The organism is Klebsiella sp. K5-306 (assembly GCF_051835185.1).
GTDB classification, from domain to species: domain Bacteria; phylum Pseudomonadota; class Gammaproteobacteria; order Enterobacterales; family Enterobacteriaceae; genus Klebsiella; species Klebsiella oxytoca.
In genome coordinates this window covers 57,496-78,438 of record NZ_JAIFJY010000022.1, presented here as the reverse complement: position 1 = coordinate 78,438, position 20,943 = coordinate 57,496, and the positions used below count along the sequence as shown (strand labels likewise).

13 protein-coding genes and 3 pseudogenes are annotated in these 20,943 nt (G+C 46.4%); 9 read left to right on the top strand and 7 right to left on the bottom strand.

Going from position 1 to position 20,943, the window contains the following annotated elements; translation table 11 throughout:
* The 3 genes from K2184_RS25370 to K2184_RS25360 all read left to right on the top strand — a co-directional run.
* The coding region (locus K2184_RS25370) for an IS1 family transposase (protein WP_213276154.1) at positions 1-112 on the top strand (112 nt) is incomplete at its 5' end.
* A 151-nt stretch (positions 113-263) separates the two neighbouring features.
* The gene (locus K2184_RS25365; protein WP_004178088.1) at positions 264-2,261 is read left to right on the top strand and encodes a BCCT family transporter; all 1,998 of its coding nucleotides are present in this window, start codon (positions 264-266) and stop codon (positions 2,259-2,261) included.
* 62 nt (positions 2,262-2,323) lie between these two features.
* Positions 2,324-3,601: a DUF2254 domain-containing protein gene (locus tag K2184_RS25360; RefSeq protein WP_004152070.1), complete on the top strand. Its 1,278-nt coding sequence runs from the start codon at positions 2,324-2,326 to the stop codon at positions 3,599-3,601.
* A gap of 982 nt (positions 3,602-4,583) precedes the next feature.
* On the opposite strand, the gene K2184_RS25355 is transcribed toward K2184_RS25360, so the two are convergent.
* Both K2184_RS25355 and K2184_RS25350 read right to left on the bottom strand, forming a co-directional pair.
* On the bottom strand, positions 4,584-5,420 hold the full coding sequence (locus K2184_RS25355; RefSeq protein ID WP_004178087.1) for an EAL domain-containing protein: 837 nt from the start codon (positions 5,418-5,420) through the stop codon (positions 4,584-4,586).
* A gap of 66 nt (positions 5,421-5,486) precedes the next feature.
* Positions 5,487-5,999, bottom strand: a pseudogene (locus tag K2184_RS25350) (CSS-motif domain-containing protein); the annotation flags it as partial.
* Positions 6,000-6,639: 640 nt separating this feature from the next.
* Between K2184_RS25350 and K2184_RS25345 the strand changes: the two are divergent.
* Positions 6,640-6,897 (top strand): hypothetical protein, encoded by a 258-nt coding sequence (locus K2184_RS25345; protein ID WP_004197688.1) that lies wholly within the window; start codon positions 6,640-6,642, stop codon positions 6,895-6,897.
* 672 nt (positions 6,898-7,569) lie between these two features.
* On the opposite strand, the gene K2184_RS25340 is transcribed toward K2184_RS25345, so the two are convergent.
* Positions 7,570-8,538 (bottom strand): IS5-like element IS903B family transposase, encoded by a 969-nt coding sequence (locus tag K2184_RS25340; protein WP_068814619.1) that lies wholly within the window; start codon positions 8,536-8,538, stop codon positions 7,570-7,572.
* A gap of 19 nt (positions 8,539-8,557) precedes the next feature.
* Between K2184_RS25340 and K2184_RS25335 the strand changes: the two genes are divergently transcribed.
* Positions 8,558-8,869, top strand: coding sequence for an EAL domain-containing protein (locus K2184_RS25335; RefSeq protein WP_071527918.1), 312 nt, complete (start codon positions 8,558-8,560; stop codon positions 8,867-8,869).
* Between the two features lie 26 nt (positions 8,870-8,895).
* Here K2184_RS25335 and K2184_RS25330 read toward each other — a convergent pair whose 3' ends face one another.
* Positions 8,896-9,843, bottom strand: coding sequence for a sensor domain-containing diguanylate cyclase (locus K2184_RS25330; protein ID WP_032430723.1), 948 nt, complete (start codon positions 9,841-9,843; stop codon positions 8,896-8,898).
* Between the two features lie 1,143 nt (positions 9,844-10,986).
* Here K2184_RS25330 and K2184_RS25325 point away from each other — a divergent pair.
* Positions 10,987-11,727: a tyrosine-type recombinase/integrase gene (locus tag K2184_RS25325; protein WP_001515717.1), complete on the top strand. Its 741-nt coding sequence runs from the start codon at positions 10,987-10,989 to the stop codon at positions 11,725-11,727.
* A gap of 717 nt (positions 11,728-12,444) precedes the next feature.
* Here the strand turns inward: K2184_RS25325 and K2184_RS25320 are convergent.
* Positions 12,445-13,455, bottom strand: coding sequence for a RepB family plasmid replication initiator protein (locus K2184_RS25320; protein WP_004182030.1), 1,011 nt, complete (start codon positions 13,453-13,455; stop codon positions 12,445-12,447).
* A gap of 751 nt (positions 13,456-14,206) precedes the next feature.
* Here K2184_RS25320 and sopA point away from each other — a divergent pair.
* From sopA to K2184_RS25305, 3 genes and pseudogenes are all read left to right on the top strand, one after another.
* On the top strand, positions 14,207-15,373 hold the full coding sequence (sopA, locus tag K2184_RS25315) for a plasmid-partitioning protein SopA (RefSeq protein WP_004182032.1): 1,167 nt from the start codon (positions 14,207-14,209) through the stop codon (positions 15,371-15,373).
* Entirely contained in the window at positions 15,373-16,344 is a 972-nt protein-coding gene (locus K2184_RS25310) for a ParB/RepB/Spo0J family plasmid partition protein (RefSeq protein WP_004182039.1), read from the top strand. Before sopA ends, K2184_RS25310 begins: the two co-directional genes overlap by 1 nt.
* A 1,128-nt stretch (positions 16,345-17,472) precedes the next feature.
* A pseudogene (locus K2184_RS25305) lies at positions 17,473-18,592 on the top strand (IS3 family transposase).
* A 774-nt stretch (positions 18,593-19,366) separates the two neighbouring features.
* On the opposite strand, the pseudogene K2184_RS25300 reads toward K2184_RS25305, so the two are convergent.
* Positions 19,367-19,742, bottom strand: a pseudogene (locus K2184_RS25300) (IS1 family transposase).
* Between the two features lie 44 nt (positions 19,743-19,786).
* Complete coding sequence (locus K2184_RS25295) at positions 19,787-20,062, bottom strand: IS1-like element transposase (protein ID WP_000179213.1); 276 nt, start codon at positions 20,060-20,062, stop codon at positions 19,787-19,789.
* Between the last annotated feature and the right edge of the window lie 881 nt (positions 20,063-20,943).

Sequence of the window (20,943 nt, the reverse complement as noted above, 5' to 3'; positions counted from 1 at the left end):
TCTGCGACAACATCTGGCAAGGCTGGGACGGAAGTCACTGTCGTTCTCAAAATCGGTGGAGCTGTATGACAAGGTCATCGGGCATTATCTGAACATAAAACACTATCAGTAAGTTGGAGTCATTACCGAATATCGGATGATTTGTATCGGAACTCATTACACCATGCGTTCCGATTAACGCCGCATAGCCAGTTGAACTTTGCTACTCTGTGAAAGGTAGTACCGTCTATCCAGTGCGGATTTAATTAATGGAATAAATGATTATGAGTGATAATGATACAATCCCGAAGAAGTCTACAAGCCAGATTAACAAAGCGGTATTCTTTACATCTGCTTTGCTAATTTTCCTTCTTGTCGCCTTTGCCGCCGTATTCCCGGATGTCGCCGACAAAAATTTTAAACTACTACAGCAACAAATCTTCACGAATGCCAGCTGGTTCTACATCCTTGCTGTGGCCCTGATTTTACTAAGTGTCACGTTCCTTGGACTCTCACGCTACGGTGATATCAAGCTGGGCCCGGACCATGCGCAGCCTGATTTCAGCTACCATTCCTGGTTTGCGATGCTTTTTTCGGCAGGGATGGGGATCGGCCTGATGTTCTTTGGCGTTGCCGAACCTGTAATGCATTATCTTTCGCCTCCCGTTGGCACGCCAGAAACCGTTGCGGCAGCCAAGGAAGCAATGCGTCTGACCTTCTTCCACTGGGGACTGCACGCATGGGCAATTTATGCCATTGTGGCGCTGATTCTGGCGTTCTTCAGTTACCGTCACGGTCTGCCTTTAACTCTGCGCTCCGCACTCTATCCCATTATTGGCGATCGCATATACGGGCCTGTAGGCCATGCGGTTGATATTTTCGCTGTTATAGGCACGGTCTTTGGCGTCGCGACATCGCTGGGTTACGGCGTTTTGCAGGTGAATGCCGGTTTGAACCATCTTTTCGGGGTGCCCATCAATGAAACGGTGCAGGTTATTCTGATCGTGGTCATCACGGGGTTAGCGACGATTTCAGTGGTGTCCGGCCTGGATAAGGGAATACGTATCCTGTCTGAGCTCAATCTGGGTCTGGCGTTGTTGCTCCTGGCGCTGGTCCTGTGTCTGGGACCAACCGTGCTTCTGCTGAAGTCATTTGTGGAAAATACGGGCGGTTATCTTTCGGAACTGGTGAGTAAAACGTTCAACCTTTACGCGTATGAGCCTAAGTCGAGCAAATGGCTGGGGGGCTGGACATTACTGTACTGGGGATGGTGGCTTTCATGGTCGCCGTTTGTGGGGATGTTCATCGCACGGGTCTCCCGCGGGCGAACCATTCGCGAGTTTGTCACCGGCGTGCTGTTTGTTCCCGCGGGTTTTACGCTAATGTGGATGACAGTGTTTGGTAACAGCGCGATCTATCTCATTATGAACCAGGGGGCCACAGACCTCGCCAATACTGTTCAGCAGGATGTGGCGCTGGCCCTGTTTAATTTCCTGGAGCATTTCCCGTTCTCTTCCGTGCTGTCATTCATCGCAATGGCGATGGTCATCGTCTTCTTTGTCACGTCTGCTGACTCGGGGGCAATGGTAGTTGATACTCTGGCAACAGGTGGAGTGGCAAACACACCCGTCTGGCAGCGAATATTTTGGGCCTCGCTCATGGGCATTGTCGCAATTGCGCTTCTCCTTGCCGGAGGGCTAAGTGCGCTGCAAACAGTGACAATAGCGAGTGCATTGCCTTTCTCAGTGATCTTACTGATATCCATATACGGACTTTTAAAAGCTTTGCGCCGGGATTTGACCAAGCGTGAAAGCCTGAGCATGGCGACAATTGCTCCTACGGCTGCACGTAACCCAATTCCCTGGCAGAGAAGGTTACGCAATATCGCGTATCTGCCGAAGCGATCTCTTGTGAAACGTTTTATGGACGACGTCATCCAGCCCGCCATGACGCTGGTTCAGGAAGAGCTGAACAAGCAGGGGACGATAAGCCACATCAGTGACGCAGTCGAGGATCGTATTCGTCTTGAAGTCGATTTGGGTAACGAGCTGAATTTTATATATGAAGTGAGGCTTCGCGGGTATAGCTCACCGACCTTCGCGCTCGCCGCGATGGATAATAATGAGCAGCAGACTGAACAACATAGATATTATCGCGCTGAGGTATATCTCAAAGAAGGCGGTCAAAATTATGATGTGATGGGCTGGAACCAGGAGCAGCTGATTAATGACATACTGGACCAGTACGAAAAACATCTGCACTTCCTGCACCTCGTTCGTTAATAGCAACATGCCGTCCTGGGGGCGGCAATTATTTATCCCGGCCGCAATATGAGGAATGCAGAATGATTTCACGCTGGAAATGGATTCTGAAGCAGACAGTTAAAAAGCTATGGTTCAGGGCAACGTTATTCGCCATTGTCGCGATAATAACGGCCCTTTTATCAATTCTTTTTAAATCAATGATACCTGAGTCGGTTTCCGTGAAGGTTGGTGCGGAAGCAGTCGATAACATTCTGAACATACTGGCATCGAGTATGCTGGCAGTGACCACTTTTTCGTTGAGTATCATGGTCACAGCCTACGGTTCAGCCACTACTAATGTGACTCCCAGAGCTACGCGTTTAGTTGTTGAAGACGTAACCACACAAAATGTACTGGCCACCTTCATCGGTTCTTTTCTCTTCAGTCTGGTAGGGATTATTGCCCTCAGTATGGGAGCTTATGGAGAAAGGGGGAGAGTCATTTTATTCATTGTCACACTGGTTGTCATTGCCTTAATCCTCATCACATTGCTTCGCTGGATACAGCATTTGACCTCTCTGGGAAGGGTAGGTGAGACAACGGCAAAAGTAGAACAGGCGGCCATCGAAACATTTATTGCGAGAGCAAGAAATCCCTGTCTCGGCGGATATCCATGGCTTGAGAACAATGAACAGCCGAAAGGAACGGTTGCAGTTTATCCGAAGAAGATTGGCTATGTTGAATATATTAATATGGTGAAACTTAGCAAGCTGCTGACCAATGATCCCCGTCATGTATACCTCGTGGCGCAGCCAGGCAGTTTCATCCATCCATCCATGCCCGTTTTGTACCTGAGTCAAGGCCAGGAGTCATCAATCAGCGCCGATTTACTTGAGACGATTATTGTCTCGGATGTACGTTCATTTGCTCAGGATCCCCGATTTTGTCTTAGCGTCATGGCCGAAATAGCCTGCCGGGCACTTTCCCCCGCAGTGAACGATCCTGGAACCGCCATTGATGTCATTGGCAGAGGTGTTCGTATACTTTCCACTTACGCGCAGAATAAATCTGATGAAATAGAAGTGAAATATCCTTCAGTTCATGTTGCACCACTTCAGAATAACGATCTACTGGAAGACTTTTTCTCACCTGTCGCGCGCGATGGTGCCGGTATGAGGGAGATACAGATAAGAGTCCTTAAAGGACTGTCTATGCTGAGTAAGGGTTGGCCTGGGATATTTTCTGAGGCCGCGCATAATTTAGCATTTGAAACATTAGAGCATGCAATACGTGCTGACCATATAGATTCTGACAGATGTCTAATAAAATCAATTTATTATAATTTATTTAGTGGTGAAGACTCTAATAAAAAACCATAGTTGTGGGGAAAGTAATTAGGCCGCAGGAAAGATAATGGCAAAAAAAATTCCGAGAATGGGCGTCAGTTTTGTGGCATATGCGGGCGTGTTAATTGCGAGATGTATTAACCTATGGAGAGCAGTTCCATCTATACTCCTGTCAGCCCATGCTGGAAATATTGTTATCACTAGTCCTATCACGGAAAAGTTAATTGTATATTCTAACCCTACGCAGTATTCCGCTTAATGGCTTGCTTCTTTGTGTCTTTTCCCAACAGTATCCGACAATAAAAAGTACGTGAAGTAAACCCAACAAAATAACGCTGTACTGTATGGTCAGTCAATGTATTAGATTAACAGCTTTCGGGTATTTTTCTAGTGCTTTGAAAAAAGGAATATCAGACATTTGAAGGAATTCAGGATGTCAACACCAGTTGCTTTAGAGAAAAATGGAAACGGCTTCCTATTCACTAGATGCAATAGATAGCGGTCCTCGTTATCTGCTGAAGCAAATATTGGAATTGCATTCAACCCTCAACGACTTCTGATTTTCAAGACAGTGTCTACTTGTACATAACACATATCTGCAGCACTGTGCTGAATTAGGGCCAGATGGCACTCCAGCCCCCTGAGGTAGGGACACATCTTCAAAGATTCCAGGTTTTTTCTACTACTTTCATCAATGCCATCTCTGGAAGGCGCTGAGTAGTTATCCGCAGCAACCAGCAGAGTTATGTTGCAGACGAATAATGCTGTCTACCGGATACTGGCAGCCCCGACTCCTCTGTACTATGAGACAAAGCTCGCTCATCTCAGTAAATATTACATTCGCTGTTCCGTGTTTTGCATCAAATCACATCCTGGTTTCTCTGTTATTTAAGCAGTTCAGAACGACTTTTCAGTAACGCTTTCCCCTGCGCCAGCAGCAGGTGATTACACTGCCCTTCAATTTCTACCAGCTGATCGGCAAGCAATTGCTGAGTGTTTGCGCTGAAAGTGCCGGTCAGTTCAATTCCCGGATGGTAAGTTTTCTCGCTTCTTCCAGCGGAAGCGCTCTGGAGTAATACCAGCCCTGAGCATAACTCTGTGGCCAGAACGTCTTCAGATAGTTCACCTGCTCCTGAGTCTCTACACCCTCAAACACAATCTTATCTGCAATGGAGCGGAACATCTCATGCAGTCCGGGAAGAAGATCATATCGTAAAGATTCAGTACCAATAGCACTAGTTAGCGATTTGTCTATTTTTATTTCATCTACATCAAGCGCAGTTACCAGATTAAGATTAGAATATCCTGTCCCAAAGTCATCGATGGCAAACCTGACACCATGATTTTTATATTTATCAATGTGAATTTTCATACCTTCAAAATCCCCTCCTTGACGCTCCGTAATTTCAAGAAGGATTGTTTTATATGGGATGTTATATTCAGAAATTAATCCTAGTAGTTTATCCCTGAATTTTTCTGAATCAAGATCGCTTGGATTAATGTTTACGCTCAAAAATATTTCATTCTGAATAGCAGTATGGATAAATTCTCGGATAGCATGGTTAATGACGAATAAAGTCACATCCTCCTGCAACCCTTCCCTTTCAGAAAGCGGTATAAATACTTCAGGGCTAATATTCCCGAGTCTTTCATCTTTCCATCTGAGCAAGGCCTCAAATCCGCAGATCTGTCCGTCTTCAATTCTGTAAATAGGTTGATAGACCAGCGACAGGGCTTCATTTTTCAAAGCCTTTACAAACCTTGCAGATAGTGAACTATTGAGTTCTGCTCTGTTCATAATGATAATATAAATCATTAAACCGGAAAGTAGTGACACTGTTACTAATAACATTTGTATGCTCCAGTGCTCTGAAAATATCCCCGTAAAATACCCACCTCCTGCAACACAGAGATCATAATGTAGGCTACATGCCCTAAACACTCTAAACCTTAGTGGAACGCTATCATGCCGATCAAGAAGAGGAGCATCAGGTCCTATATTGAAGTAATGCCTGTCATGCTTACTATTTCCGACAACAGCGCTAAAGTTTTTTGAATACATATCAGTTTCGAATCGTCTGAAGACAAATGGTGATAGGGTCACCATAATACCTTCAGAAATATATCCATTGACGGATATATCATCCATAAGCTTAATACCAAAAAGCCACACTCCTTCCCGCGAAGTCCATTTTTTATCAAAATGTTCCAGACTTAAGGTGGGACGTAAACTCCCCCACAGAGCACTACAGGCTAATTCTCCTTTTATGATGTAGCCAACATCTTTAATCAACGGATAGGGCCATACTACAACCCGAAGATGTAGGATATTTTCATTAGTACATGGACTGTCTCCTATATTCAAATGTGACTTTGCAGCAGTCTTGACAGATTCAGTCTGAACCAGGAGCGATTCAGAGCGAACAAGCACATCGGAAGTATAGTCTTTAATTTTATCCCGAAAAATCAGGTAAGATACGCTCTCAGATAATACAAAAAAAATATACCAGCTGAAAGAATCGATAAAGAGAGGACTGATAGATTATGTATCCACTTTCCAGGGCTAATCAAACGTTCCAGCTTACGACTAACCATGCAGATCTCCCCTCAAATTGAAAAGATATAAAGCTATATTTTCGCCAACTTCACTGACCGATTAGCTGGCACTGAACATACTATTCCAGTATACCTATTCTTGCCTTACTCATCCCGGGTATGAATCAAATAATGTGACATGGTTCGGATAGATACTGGTTATGATTTACAGAGATAATTCATGCGTTATTAATAGCCTCGTGAAGGCTCCAGATGCATGGTGCAACTTTTAAGCGATGCATGTAATGCGGTTTTTTACCCACTAGTATAGAACGAATATTCATTTCTTGCTGGGCGATCGCACACTAAGGTGTACACCAAAATAAAGACACTCTTTTTTGAAAAAAAAAGAGTAAAATGTTGTGTGACATCGGCATTACAAAACGAAAATTCATGTTATAATCGGGTTATTATTGATAATGTTACGCATTGCAACGTGTAACCGGATATCTGCATTTGGGTGAAGATAGCTTAAGATGGATAAAAAATATGATTTTTCGCTCAGTTATGAAGCCTTAACACGGGTATGTGAAAATGCAATATGTGAACATATTCGCAGAGCAGGTTCTCTGGAAGGGTTAGGTTTCGCACTTGAATATACAAAGGCCTATGCTATCCTGGAAGTATGGTCTCTGCTGGCAGCTGCTGGCGATACATTTCCAGCTCTCATTGAGAAAGACAGAATATATCTGTTGCAACTAATTTCCGGGAAAAATAATATAGAGCTACATTAAATCATAAATTATTTGGCAGAACATCTCCGTTTTTACTTAACGCCCGCCGGAATCACTGACGTGAGGAAAATGAAATTTGTTGTGCAATAATAATTCTGATTATTCTGGTCAGTCGGATTGGCCGTAGAGTTTCAGTATTCTTGTGCGATGACAAGGCGGGATAACTACCGTCATCGCGCCCTGTCTGGAATCAATGACTTCAGTTTTAGATATAAAGAAAAAACAATATACACATTAGATAAAAGTGAGAAAAACTCGTCCTGTATAACATCAGGTAGAGTAAAGCATTTATCATTAACTTACTGAAGACGGAATAACTACATTTATACCCGAAAGCTATTCTCTTTGAATCTACTTTAGATTTCTATTATTTCTGATTGCCATAGGCTTTTTTACAGTACCCTGTGATTTCCTTGACTTCACTTTATATTTTATTATCATCCCATATAATAAAACCAGCGAAATAGACAAAACAACATACAATAACATAAAAATACCTGTGTTAACAATTAAAAAAGGAGATTAGGTCGAGTCCGTGAGTGATTTTAACATATACGCGAATTGATACAACTCATATGTGCTAGCCAGTTTCATCTTTTTCTTTATTTCTTTTATAGGCTTTGTTGAATAAATCAGATTTCGGGTAAGTCTCCCCCGTAGCGGGTTGTGTTTTCAGGCAATACGCACGCTTTCAGGCATACCTGCTTTCGTCATTTTGTTCAGCGCTCGTACCAGGGCCATAGCCTCCGCAACCTGACCATCGTAGTCACGCAGCGTCAGTGAACCCCCGAACAGCTGTTTTACCCGGTACATCGCCGTTTCCGCTATCGAGCGACGGTTGTAATCTGTTGTCCATTTCCACCGCGCATTACTCCCGGTCATTTGCTGATTAGCCACTGCACGGTTACGGTCTGCATATTCACCGGGCCAGTAACCCGCACCTTTTCGGGGAGGGATAAGCGCGCTGATTTTCTTACGCCGCAGTTCATCGTGACAGAGCCGGGTGTCGTAAGCGCCGTCTGCCGATGCTGCCCTGATTTTTCTGTGAGTCTGCCGGATAAGACCCGGGAAGGCTTCTGAGTCCGTCACATTGTTCAGCGACAGGTCAGCGCAGATGATTTCATGTGTTTTACTGTCAACGGCGAGATGCAGCTTACGCCAGATACGGCGGCGTTCCTGGCCATGCTTTTTGACTTTCCACTCGCCTTCACCGAAGACCTTCAGCCCGGTGGAATCAATTACCAGGTGTGCGATTTCACCCCGGGTGGGCGTTTTGAAACTGACATTAACCGACTTTGCCTGCCTGCTGACACAGCTGTAATCCGGGCAGCGTAGCGGAACGTTCATCAGAGAAAAAATGGAATCAATAAAGCCCTGCGCAGCGCGCAGGGTCAGCCTGAATACGCGTTTAATGACCAGCACAGTCGTGATGGCAAGGTCAGAATAGCGCTGAGGTCTGCCTCGTGAAGAAGGTGTTGCTGACTCATACCAGGCCTGAATAGCTTCATCATCCAGCCAGAAAGTTATGGAGCCACGGTTGATGAGGGCTTTATTGTAGGTGGGCCAGTTGGTGATTTTGAACTTTTGCTTTGCCACGGAACGGTCTGCGTTGTCGGGAAGATACGTGATCTGATCCTTCAACTCAGCAAAAGTTCGATTTATTCAACAAAGCCATTTTGGGACTGGATATTCCTCTCTCAACTATCTAAGAGAATTTCCATTTGATGCGATTAAGTTAGACAGAACATTCATTAGTGGTATTGCCCACGTTGCACGGGACTTATCTATTGTAAGAAGCATAGTGTCTCTTGGAAAAGCTTTCAGTTTAGGTATAGTCGCAGAAGGTGTGGAAAATAATGAACAGTTTGAATTGCTAAAAAATATGAATTGCGATGAATTTCAAGGTTATTATTATTCGAAGCCTTTGTCAGGTGATCAACTGATTGATTTTTTGAGGGGCCAAAAAAAATAGGGCTGTATGTCCTATTTTTTCATATACTATCGTTTTCCCTTTTTAATTTCATACATTCTTTCGTCTGCATCCTGCATGATAGCAGAGCATTCAGTATGAATTTCCTCATCATATTCAATAATCCCTGCAGAAAAATCTATGTTGTATTTTTTTTGAGAATTAAGATTGTAGCTGGTAATCCCGGCCCTCAATTTATGAAGGAATTCTTCTGCTTCTTTATAGGTTGACTCGGGTAATAGAACACCAAATTCATCACCTCCTAATCTTGCAACAACGCTTTTTGAACTACTAAGATCTTCCAGCATATCTGCAAAATTGCAAAGTACTTCATTACCTTCTGAATGACCGAAGTTATCATTGATTGGTTTAAAATTATCGAGATCTATGATCAGAACACAGAATGTTTTTTTCTTTTTTTTGGCTTTTCTTAACGATTCATCCGTCATTAGGGCGAAAGAACGCCGGTTACATATACCTGTCAAAGGATCAGTAGTTGCTTCGTTTATTATTCTAAACTCATCCTCTACGATTTCTGCTAAATCTTTAAGCAATAAGAAGTCATCTCTGGTTAATATTCTTGGTTCTGTATCAATAATACATATTGTTCCAGCTATCTCACCATCTGGCAGTCTTACGGGATGCCCTGCATAAAACCGGATATAAGGATCATTTTTAACTAATTTATTTTCTTTGAATCTTGGATCAAGGCTTGCATCGGGCACTATTAATGGTTCACTAAGATCTACTGCTATTGTACAAAATGAATCACTTCTATCTGTCTCTTTTATCTTCAGCCCATAACATGACTTAAACCATTGCCTGTCTCTATCAATTAATGAAACAAGTGCTATTGGTACATCAAAGAGTTTGGTGGCAATCCTCGTCAATCTGTCAAATCGTTCTTCATATTTTGTATCAAGGATCCCCATAGAATATAATGATAATAACCTGTTCTCTTCTTTATGGTTTGTCATAATTTTCATCTTGAGTGGTTATTGCAGGGTAGTGTTGGTTATCGCTATCTTATCAGAATTGTCCTGGAACTCAATAATCCCAATATCTCATAATCATATAAAACTTAACAAGTTTCCAATAAATCATGATGAATAGTGAACTGTTACATCTAATCATCTGTGACCTGAAGCGCTCATTATACACTTCCATGTATTCAGAATGCATAATGATTTGTATATTAAAAATCGCCATAACTTACAATGACTTATTTTTTGTGGCACAATTAAAGCGCATCTGTTCAAATAAATGTAAAGACATTAATGCTTGATCTTCATGGTTTCTTATGAAAACCAGTGGCTGAAGAAACGTATGGCAGTTCTGAATCTGAACAAGACGAGACGGCATGAAAGGTTCAAGAAAATTGTCCAGGAAGGTACATAGTTTCCTTATCCAATATTTTCTACTGAGGGTATATTGTATCAGCTTAAGACAGGAACTGTTGATACAGAACAGAAAAGTTCAACACAGCCTGAATCTGCGCGACGCTAAATTTTTTCCTTCTGGCGAACCAACAAACAGCCCGTTTATAGAGAGATTCTGCAGACGACAAAAGGATTAATCCCTGAAATTGCACTGAATTGTCACCTGAAGATGTGCAGGACAAGCCAGATTACTCTTACAAGGGATACCATCGTAATTTAGCAAAAACACCTAAGACCTAAACGACAGCTAAGTACATAGTGCCGGACGGATCATGATTTTTTATTTAACTTACGGACTTCATTTTTCAGCAATTATCTTTTCTCTTCTGTTGTAAACTTATGAAAGCGTTACGCGAAATCCCGCAAGGTTACAGGGGTGTACCAGGCCGGAAATCGCGTAGCGCTCTCTTCTCTTCTGTTTCCTGCCTAACATGTACATCCTGGCATTACTCCAATTCTCCCAAAAACCGTAAAACAGCCATCAACCCGCGTCATTACTGGCTTCATGGAGGATCTGAGCAGAAAAAGGATCCTTTACGTATTTGGTTTTACCCGCAATAATGCGGGATAAGACAACAAAAGGATCCGCGCGCTGCGATTTATTGTCATGGCAGGATCGGCCCGTCAGGTGCAAAATACCTGTATCCATAAACAGTGCGTGCGCTACGTGAAAAATAACTCATGAACAGCATCATTCCCCTGCAGAATTCACCAGAACGCGTCTCCCTGCTGCCGATCGCCCCGGGCGTTGATTTTGCGACCGCGGTGGCACTCCGGCGGATGGCCACCTCAACAGGTGCCACGCCGGCTTACCTCCTGGCGCCGGAAGTGAGCGCCCTCCTCTGGTATATGCCTGACCAGCGTCACCACATGTTGTTCGCCACCATGTGGAATACCGGGATCCGTATCGGTGAAGCCCGGACGCTCACCCCGGAATCGTTCGACCTGGATGGTCTGCGCCCGTTTGTTAGGGTGCTGTCGGAGAAAGTGCGCGCGCGGCGCGGGCGGCCACCAAAAGATGAAGTGCGACTGGTGCCGCTGACGGATGCCAGTTTTGTGCGTCAGATGGAAAGCTGGATGGTCACCACCCGCCCCCGCCGGCGTGAGCCGTTATGGCCGGTCACGGATGAGACAATGCGCAACTGGCTGAAACAGGCGGTGAAGCGGGCTGAAGCTGACGGCGTGCATTTTTCGATCCCCGTGACGCCGCATACTTTCCGTCACAGCTATATTATGCACATGCTTTATCACCGGCAGCCCAGGAAGGTCATCCAGGCACTGGCCGGGCATAAGGATCCGCGCTCGATGGAAGTCTATACCCGGGTATTTGCGCTGGACATGGCTGCCACCCTGGCCGTTCCCTTTACCGGTGACGGTCGCGATGCCGCGGAGATCCTTCGCTCCCTGCCCCCGGCCGGCTGAGATTGGCACGCCTGGCATGACGTCCTGTATTCCGCTAATACGGAATACAGGAGCAGAGCGCATTCAGCCCCCTCCCTGCTCCAGCACACCAGTCCATCATGCTGATGACTGAACCGCCGTGGTCTTACCCGGTGACCTGCAATCCTGCAGGCATCAACATACCGCAGACAAGACAGGGCACAATGCAGGCATTCTGGCCGTGCATCCCACGGTGCGTTATTTCCTGAAAGCTCAGCGAATCATCCCGTTAACTGCGACAGTCATTGACCATCTGTGGCCCACATTTTTCTGCCATCCGGCTCCCGTTTCCTGATCGCATTTAGCAGCGTGAAGCTGGCGCCGGGTTATACAAACAGCTGCAGTCTCATCCTGCCGGGCTAAATCTGCAGTACACAGGGGAACGGATACCATCAGGTAACATGACCGTCTCAGCATCCGATTGAGATCTTCGTAAGGGGTATAGAGCTTTACTGAAAAATTGACTGTGGCATGTTATCACCCATGAAATAGTGAACAGACCAGGGAATACCCCCGTTAAACCCGCATGCCGTAGTCAATATCTGCGTATCAAGACCCGAAATCACATATTACAGTCAATATTGTTCGATCCGGGCAGACATGATAGAGAATAAATATTGACTGCGGTATGCGTGATGCATATCACAGTCAATGGAATGTCCTTAGCGGCATACGGCAGTCATGATATGCATATCGCAGTCAATTTTCTGGCTTCATCGCTGAGAGGGCTTCAGCCAGTTTAAGAGGATCGATGCCCGCAGCCTTCAGCGCCTTAATGACTTCGTCATAATTTTGCTCTGGCGCCTTCTCTTCTTCCTCATTGCGCGGAACCTTCACAGGGCCACTGATGAGTTTGGGGTTGCGATAATGCACGCTGAAATAGGTGGCTCGGCCACGTTTAAACTCGGTGTAATCCAGATAACCAATATCCCGCAGCTGCTCCATCGCCTTACGCACCGTGTGGTTCTGCGTATAGACATTTGAGGTGAGATTCAGCCGCTCACGCATCCGTTTCATGGAAATAGGTGCAGGATTCTGGGGAAGACTTTCGATGTAGGTATAAAGCGCCTGGGCTGATTCCTTGCGCTGCAGGGCGTCAATGGCTTTCAGCCGCAGCAGTACCCTTCTGTCCATGTGGTAAAGCTCAAACAGCTTAGGTTCAGCCTTGATCTCAACGATATCCTCGTTGATGTCATAATAGGCTGACTGCACCAGATGGGTGGTCCATCCTTTGGTCTCGCTCTGGAACTTCAACGTAACCGAGGCGAGTTTAAACAGGGAATTACTGATGCGATCGCGCATTTTTTTGTTTGAACGACGGGAGTCAAATCCGCACATCTTAACGAATTCGACGAACGACAGTTCCAGGGTGTCACTTTTTACCCCATACTCCGACATGGAGCGAATTATCCCCAGCCAGACTTTAAAATCCGTGTCCATATCAAGACGCGAACCGGTGATCTTAACGTCAGTGTACCCTTCGCTTTTGGCAATGGACAGCTGTACAAGCTCCTCAGTCGCGTCTGTAACGTTTTTCCGGTTCGCCTTGCTCTTCCCTGTTGATTTCAGAGTTGGGACGAAGAGACCGAGTCTCATGAGCGCTACTGGCTGCACGGTACTGGTGCTGTTGACATCCAGCTTAACAACTTCGCCGGTTGTCTTATCAACTTCCTGAAGGTTCAGAAGTAAGCTGTTATTTTCGCTCGTCATCTTGATCCTCAACGGTTATCCACAAAAGGATGTAGTAATACGTATCGCAGTCAACGGATATACATACCTCTGTAAATACCGTTGCATATCACAGTATTAGATTATGCATATAACAGTCAACATTTTACATTCCGCAGTCGATCCAGACAGACGTTAAAGCCAGTTACAGCGCATGCTGGAGCGATCCGGGGATCTCTTTTGGATCTCACTATGATCTCCTTGGGATCAATTATTGGATCGAGACCATGAATAACCCAGATACAAGGCCGGAAGCGCCATACCAGATATCCAGAACCCTGGCCTGATTTTCCTGAATACGCTCTGGAAGATTGAGATCTACAGGTACAACAATGAAACATTGACTGCGGTATGCTGAGTCGTCTTTCCTCTTTCTCGACACAGATGCGGTAAGCATCATACCATAGTCAATATATTACATACCGCAGTCAATTTCATTATAACTGGCTTATCCAGAGCCATCTTTAGCAACCCGACGTACGTGCAATCTGTGAATTCTGTGATTTTCCGCTTCCTCGCCGCTTTCTCACTCCGTGAGATCGCTTACTGCGGCGAGCGGCAGTGATTAATATTGACTGCGGTATGTACTCTTTTGTAATCCCCTGCGTTCTTTGCATCACCCAATGCGGTTCACTTTGCACTTTTTCGTGCACTTTGCGTTTTTATCGTTGCTTTGCAATAAATTCCAAGATTTAATAAAATAATGCAAAGTGAAGATTAAAGGATGTTCAGTATGGGACTCATGGATACACTCAACCAGTGCATAAGTGCTGGTCATGAAATGACGAAAGCAATCGCCATTGCGCAGTTTAATGATGACAGTCCGGAAGCCCGGAAAATAACCCGGCGCTGGAGGATTGGTGAAGCAGCTGATTTAGTTGGCGTGTCATCTCAGGCTATCAGGGATGCCGAGAAAGCTGGCCGGCTGCCGCACCCTGATATGGAAACCCGTGGGAGAGTTGAGCAACGCGTTGGTTATACCATCGAGCAAATCAATCACATGCGGGATGTATTTGGTACACGACTGCGCCGTGCTGAAGATGCGTTTCCGCCGGTGATTGGTGTTGCTGCTCACAAAGGTGGTGTTTACAAAACCTCAGTATCCGTTCACCTGGCTCAGGATCTTGCTCTGAAAGGACTCCGTGTTCTGCTTGTTGAAGGCAATGACCCACAGGGAACTGCTTCTATGTATCACGGATGGGTGCCCGATCTTCATATTCATGCTGAGGACACTCTCCTGCCCTTTTATCTTGGGGAAAAGGATGACGCCAGCTACGCTATAAAGCCCACCTGCTGGCCTGGCCTTGATATCATCCCGTCCTGTCTGGCACTGCACCGCATTGAAACCGAGCTGATGGGGAAATTTGACGAAGGCAAATTACCTGCTGACCCGCACCTGATGCTCCGTCTGGCCATTGAAACTATCGCTCATGATTATGACGTGATAGTTATCGACAGTGCACCCAACCTTGGTATCGGTACGATAAATGTTGTATGCGCTGCTGATGTACTGATTGTCCCTACTCCGGCAGAGCTTTTCGACTACACCTCCGCACTGCAGTTTTTCGATATGCTGCGTGACCTGCTTAAGAACGTGGATCTTAAAGGCTTTGAGCCAGATGTCCGTATTCTGCTTACTAAATACAGTAATAATAACGGCTCGCAGTCCCCGTGGATGGAAGAACAAATTCGGGATGCCTGGGGAAGCATGGTCCTTAAAAATGTTGTGCGCGAAACGGATGAAGTCGGTAAAGGTCAGATCCGTATGAGAACCGTTTTTGAACAGGCTATTGATCAACGTTCTTCAACTGGCGCCTGGCGTAATGCCCTCTCTATATGGGAACCTGTTTGCAATGAGATTTTTGATCGTCTGATTAAACCACGCTGGGAGATTAGATAATGAAGCGTGCTCCTGTCATTCCAAGACATACCACACATACTCAATCGACTGAAGATACTTCATCACCGGCGCCAGCCGCACCTATGGTGGATTCATTAATTGCGCGCGTGGGTGCTATGGCCCGAGGTAATGCTATCTCTCTTCCGGTATGTGGACGGGAAGTAAAATTTACCCTTGAGGTGCTCCGGGGAGACTCTGTTGAGAGCGCTTCACGCGTATGGTCAGGCAATGAGCGCGATCAGGAACTACTTACCGAAGATGCTCTGGATGATCTCATTCCTTCATTTTTACTGACCGGTCAGCAGACTCCAGCTTTCGGCCGCCGGGTTTCTGATGTCATAGAAATTGCAGACGGCAGCCGTCGCCGTAAAGCCGCAATCCTGACGGAAAGTGATTATCGCGTTCTGGTTGGTGAACTGGACGATGAGCAGATGGCTGCATTGTCCCGACTGGGTAACGATTATCGGCCGACGAGTGCTTATGAACGTGGCCTGCGTTATACAAGCCGGCTGCAGAATGAGTTTGCAGGAAATATTTCTGCGCTTGCCGATGCGGAAAACATCTCTCGTAAGATCATTACCCGCTGTATTAATACGGCCAAACTGCCTAAATCCGTTGTTGCCCTGTTTGCACATCCTGGAGAACTGTCTGCCCGGTCAGGTGAAGCCCTTCAGAAGGCTTTTGCAGATAAAGAAGAATTACTGAAGCAGCAGGCTGAGACTCTCCACGATCAGAAGAAAGCGGGACTAATCTTTGAAGCTGAAGAGGTCATTAGTCTTTTAACATCCGTACTGAAACAATCTCCCTCTCCAAGGGTTAATCTGAGCTCACGTCATCAGTTTGCTCCAGGGGCAACAGCATTGTATAAGGGCGATAAAATGGTGCTTAATCTGGATAGGTCCCGCATTCCTGTGGAGTGTATAGAGAAAATAGAAGCCATTCTTAAGGAGCTTGAGAAACCAGGAGTCTGATGCGGACACGCTTTAGTCTACGGTTATCTCCCTTTACTTCATTTCCTTTCTCACAGGCCAGAAAACATAACTGGCCTAAATATTCTCTCTGAGACCACGGTCCCACCTGCATCGTCGGTCAGGTTATCTTTCTGGGACCACGGTCCCACCTGCGTCGTCGGTCAGCTTAGCTGCCTGGGACCACGGTCCCACCTGCGTCGTCGGTCAGGTTATCTTTCTGGGACCACGGTCCCACCTGCATCGTCGGTCAGGTTATCTTTCTGGGACCACGGTCCCACCTGCATCGTCGGTCAGCTTAGCTGCCTGGGACCACGGTCCCACCTGCATCGTCGGTCAGGTTATCTTTCTGGGACCACGGTCCCACCTGCGTCGTCGGTCAGCTTAGCTGCCTGGGACCACGGTCCCACCTGCATCGTCGGTCAGGTTATCTTTCTGGGACCACGGTCCCACCTGCGTCGTCGGTCAGCTTAGCTGCCTGGGACCACGGTCCCACCTGCATCATTGTTTAGGTTTCCAGCCTGGGACCACGGTCCCACCTGCATCGTTGGTCAGGTTATCAGCCTGGGACCATGGTTGCATTGATGTCAATGACGAACTGATTTTTGACATGATTGCATCACGAAGAGCGGAATAATCTTGCAGCAGAACTGAAATATCTGGCGATTGAATAGTAATGGATCGGGATTAGAGCCGAGTATACTGAGTACAATTTGTCAAATTTCGCAGTGTATTCGGTTTAATCTCCTCCAGTTTTTAAAGGTCAATTGCTGCCGCTACGCGCTGTTCAGACCTTCGTCCGGCAAGTAACCAATCCAGGCTATTTTCACAACCCAGGGTGAATAACATCATTCCGTCATCAGCATAGCCACATCATGCATTTCGTCACACTGTATGATCTGGGGATTTCAGAGACATTACTTATCACAGGTTATGCAGATGAATAAGACTCAATAGATTGTTTATCCACAGTGACGGGGATATACATGTGGGTAGCTTCTTGAAAGACTTATGATGTAAATCCAGCCTCTTGACTCTCACATTGCCAATATATAGCTCGTGACCTGCTCCCCGTTGATTAGTACACCCCGATGTTAGTAATGTCTTCATAAGCCACATGAGGACATCCCCATGAAGAAGCGTTTTTCCGACGAACAGATCATCAGTATTCTCCGCGAAGCCGAAGCTGGGGTACCCGCCCGTGAACTCTGCCGCAAGCATGCCATTTCCGATGCCACGTTTTACACCTGGCGTAAGAAGTATGGCGGTATGGAGGTGCCTGAAGTTAAGCGCCTGAAGTCGCTTGAGGAAGAGAACGCCAGACTCAAGAAGCTGCTTGCCGAAGCCATGCTGGATAAAGAGGCGCTTCAGGTGGCTCTTGGGCGAAAGTACTGACGACAGACCAGAAGCGGGAAGCCGTGATGCTGATGTGTGATGCGACCGGTATGTCGCAACGTCGTGCCTGCAGGCTTACAGGTTTATCCCTGTCGACCTGCCGCTATGAGGCTCACCGTCCGGCTGCTGATGCGCATTTATCAGGGCGCATCACTGAGCTGGCACTGGAGCGCAGGCGTTTTGGCTACCGTCGTATTTGGCAGTTGCTGCGCCGTGAAGGGCTTCATGTTAATCATAAGCGCGTGTACCGGCTTTATCACCTCAGTGGCCTGGGCGTAAAACGCAGAAGACGTCGTAAAGTGCTGGCAACAGAACGTCTGCCGCTGCTCCGTCCGGCGGCGCCCAATCTGACCTGGTCGATGGATTTCGTCATGGACGCACTTTCCACCGGTCGCAGGATCAAGTGTCTTACCTGCGTCGATGATTTCACAAAGGAATGCCTGACGGTCACTGTTGCCTTTGGGATTTCAGGCGTTCAGGTCTCGCGTATTCTGGACAGCATTGCACTGTTTCGAGGCTATCCGGCGACGATAAGAACTGACCAGGGGCCGGAGTTCACTTGCCGTGCACTGGATCAATGGGCCTTTGAGCATGGTGTTGAGTTGCGCTTAATCCAGCCGGGAAGCCAACGCAGAACGGATTTATTGAGAGCTTTAACGGACGATTTCGCGATGAATGCCTGAATGAGCACTGGTTCAGCGATATCGTTCACGCAAGGAAAATCATTAATGACTGGCGGCAGGATTATAACGAGTGTCGTCCACATTCAGCACTGAATTATCAGACGCCATCAGAGTTTGCAGCACGGTGGCGAAATGTAAAATGTGAAGGTAAACAAACCGACCTTACTAACTGACGGTTGTATCTAATCCTGGGGGCAGGTCACTCGACTAACTTCATAATGGCGCGCCAAAAATTAGTAAAAAATTACCATATGGCTGTCATTGAATTTGTGAAGGTGAGTACCATGCCGACATCGGCAAAGGTACAAAAGAGTAGTATTGTTCCAATGTTAGAGCTAAAGCATGTCTAAAGTAGCAATTGCTGGGATAATGCTAAGGCAGCATCGTTTCTTGTTTACTCATATAAGTGCGTGTAAGGAAGTGAATATATCAAGCCCGGGCCATGGCCCGGCAGGATATATTTGATTACATTGAAGTGCCCTGCAATCATATCTGACGCCACAACTTCCTCTATGGATTAAGCCCGAAGACTTTCTAATAGGCCTCTCTGCGAGGATGAAATTTGTCTACGGATGAGGGGACAGTACAACAAGCAAACAGGACCTCATATTACTGGCTGGAAGCCAAGCTTTCTTTTACCGGGTATTGAATTTTGTTTTACAGTATATGCAAGCGCTTTAACGGGATATCGTCCGCTTTGTGAAAAAAGCGGAAGTAGCTAATCACAGTTTGAGTGGAGCAACTGAATGAAGGTCCTGTTTGTTCTGCGTACCAGACACAATCACTCAGACAGTGGCTTATTTAAAATATGTTAATGAAACCTAAGCAAGAGAACTGAAATGGACAAATTGTTAAATATGCTGCGTTATAAGAGTGAGGGGTCTGATATTGACTTCAAATCTACCCAGTACCGCTTTAACAATGGTTCTGAGGGTAATGACTCCAACTTATTGATAGTGTTTTATGTTCAGATAATGCCCGATGACTTTGTCATGCAGCTCCACCGATTTTGAGAACGACAGCGACTTCCGTCCCAGCCGTGCCAGGTGCTGCCTCAGATTCAGGTTATGCCGCTCAATTCGCTGCGTATATCGCTTGCTGATTACGTGCAGCTTTCCCTTCAGGCGGGATTCATACAGCGGCCAGCCATCCGTCATCCATATCACCACGTCAAAGGGTGACAGCAGGCTCATAAAACGCCCCAGCGTCGGCATAGTGCGTTCACCGAATACGTGCGCAAACCGTCTTCCGGAGCCTGTCATACGCGTAAAACAGCCAGCGCTGGCGCGATTTAGCCCCGACATAGCCCCACTGTTCGTCCATTTCCGCGCAGACGATGACGTCACTGCCCGGCTGTATGCGCGAGGTTACCGACTGCGGCCTGAGTTTTTTAAGTGACGTAAAATCGTGTTGAGGCCAACGCCCATAATGCGGGCGGTTGCCCGGCATCCAACACCATTCATGGCCATATCAATGATTTTCTGGTGCGTACCGGGTTGAGAAGCGGTGTAAGTGAACTGCAGTTGCCATGTTTTACGGCAGTGAGAGCAGAGATAGCGCTGATGTCCGGCGGTGCTTTTGCCGTTACGCACCACCCCGTCAGTAGCTGAACAGGAGGGACAGCTGATAGAAACAGAAGCCACTGGAGCACCTCAAAAACGCCATCATACACTAAATCAGTAAGTTGGCAGCATCACCGAAGATCGCGGGCGGAAACATCCAGATCACCGTCACCTCAGTTCGCAATGGAAACGTGAAATTCCAGCACGTTCAGGTGCATTATGAGCCGAACACGATCTATGGCCATGCAGACTTTACTGCGAACCTCTCTAAAGCCCAGCAAACGACGCTGCGGCAGCTCTATGACGGCTGCAACCCGCGCCCGAGGCGCGACCTACTGCGTGGTGGAGCCGATCGCCTGCAAGTCGGGGCGATGGAGTTTCAGTGCTCCCCTGAAGAGCTATTGTCGGGATTGATTGAAACGATCTACGCTATGCGAAACGCCCTACTACACGGCGAAGTAGACCCCGACCCGAGGGTACTGTCTTGCTATGAGCCAGCTTATCGGATCGTAATGCTGTTTCTAGGCTGCGTGAGATAAGCAGGAGATGTACCCTGTGTTCATATTTTTTAGATATGGCATTAGTCATGGCATTGATATTTTATTTGATATTTAATCTAAGTAAATTAATATGATATATAGGCAGTTGATAATAGAGTGGGAGTGAGGCTATTATTTAGCCTATTGTTTTATTTGATTTAGTGAGTGCCATTGATGATATGACTGCATTATCAATGGCATTTTTTATGGTTTAAGGCCGACGCTGAATCGAAGATATAGCAAATACCATGTGACCGTATCAGCAAATGCCATGGTATCGACAACCGGGTGCATTGCAGCGCTGTGCTGATGCCATCGATGCTCGCTTTGATCAGAACCGCTCTCTCGACCCTTGCCCCAGATCGTTAAATATGCGCCAGAGGAGCACCTCGTGATAGAAATTGTGAACAAGACAGCCGCCAC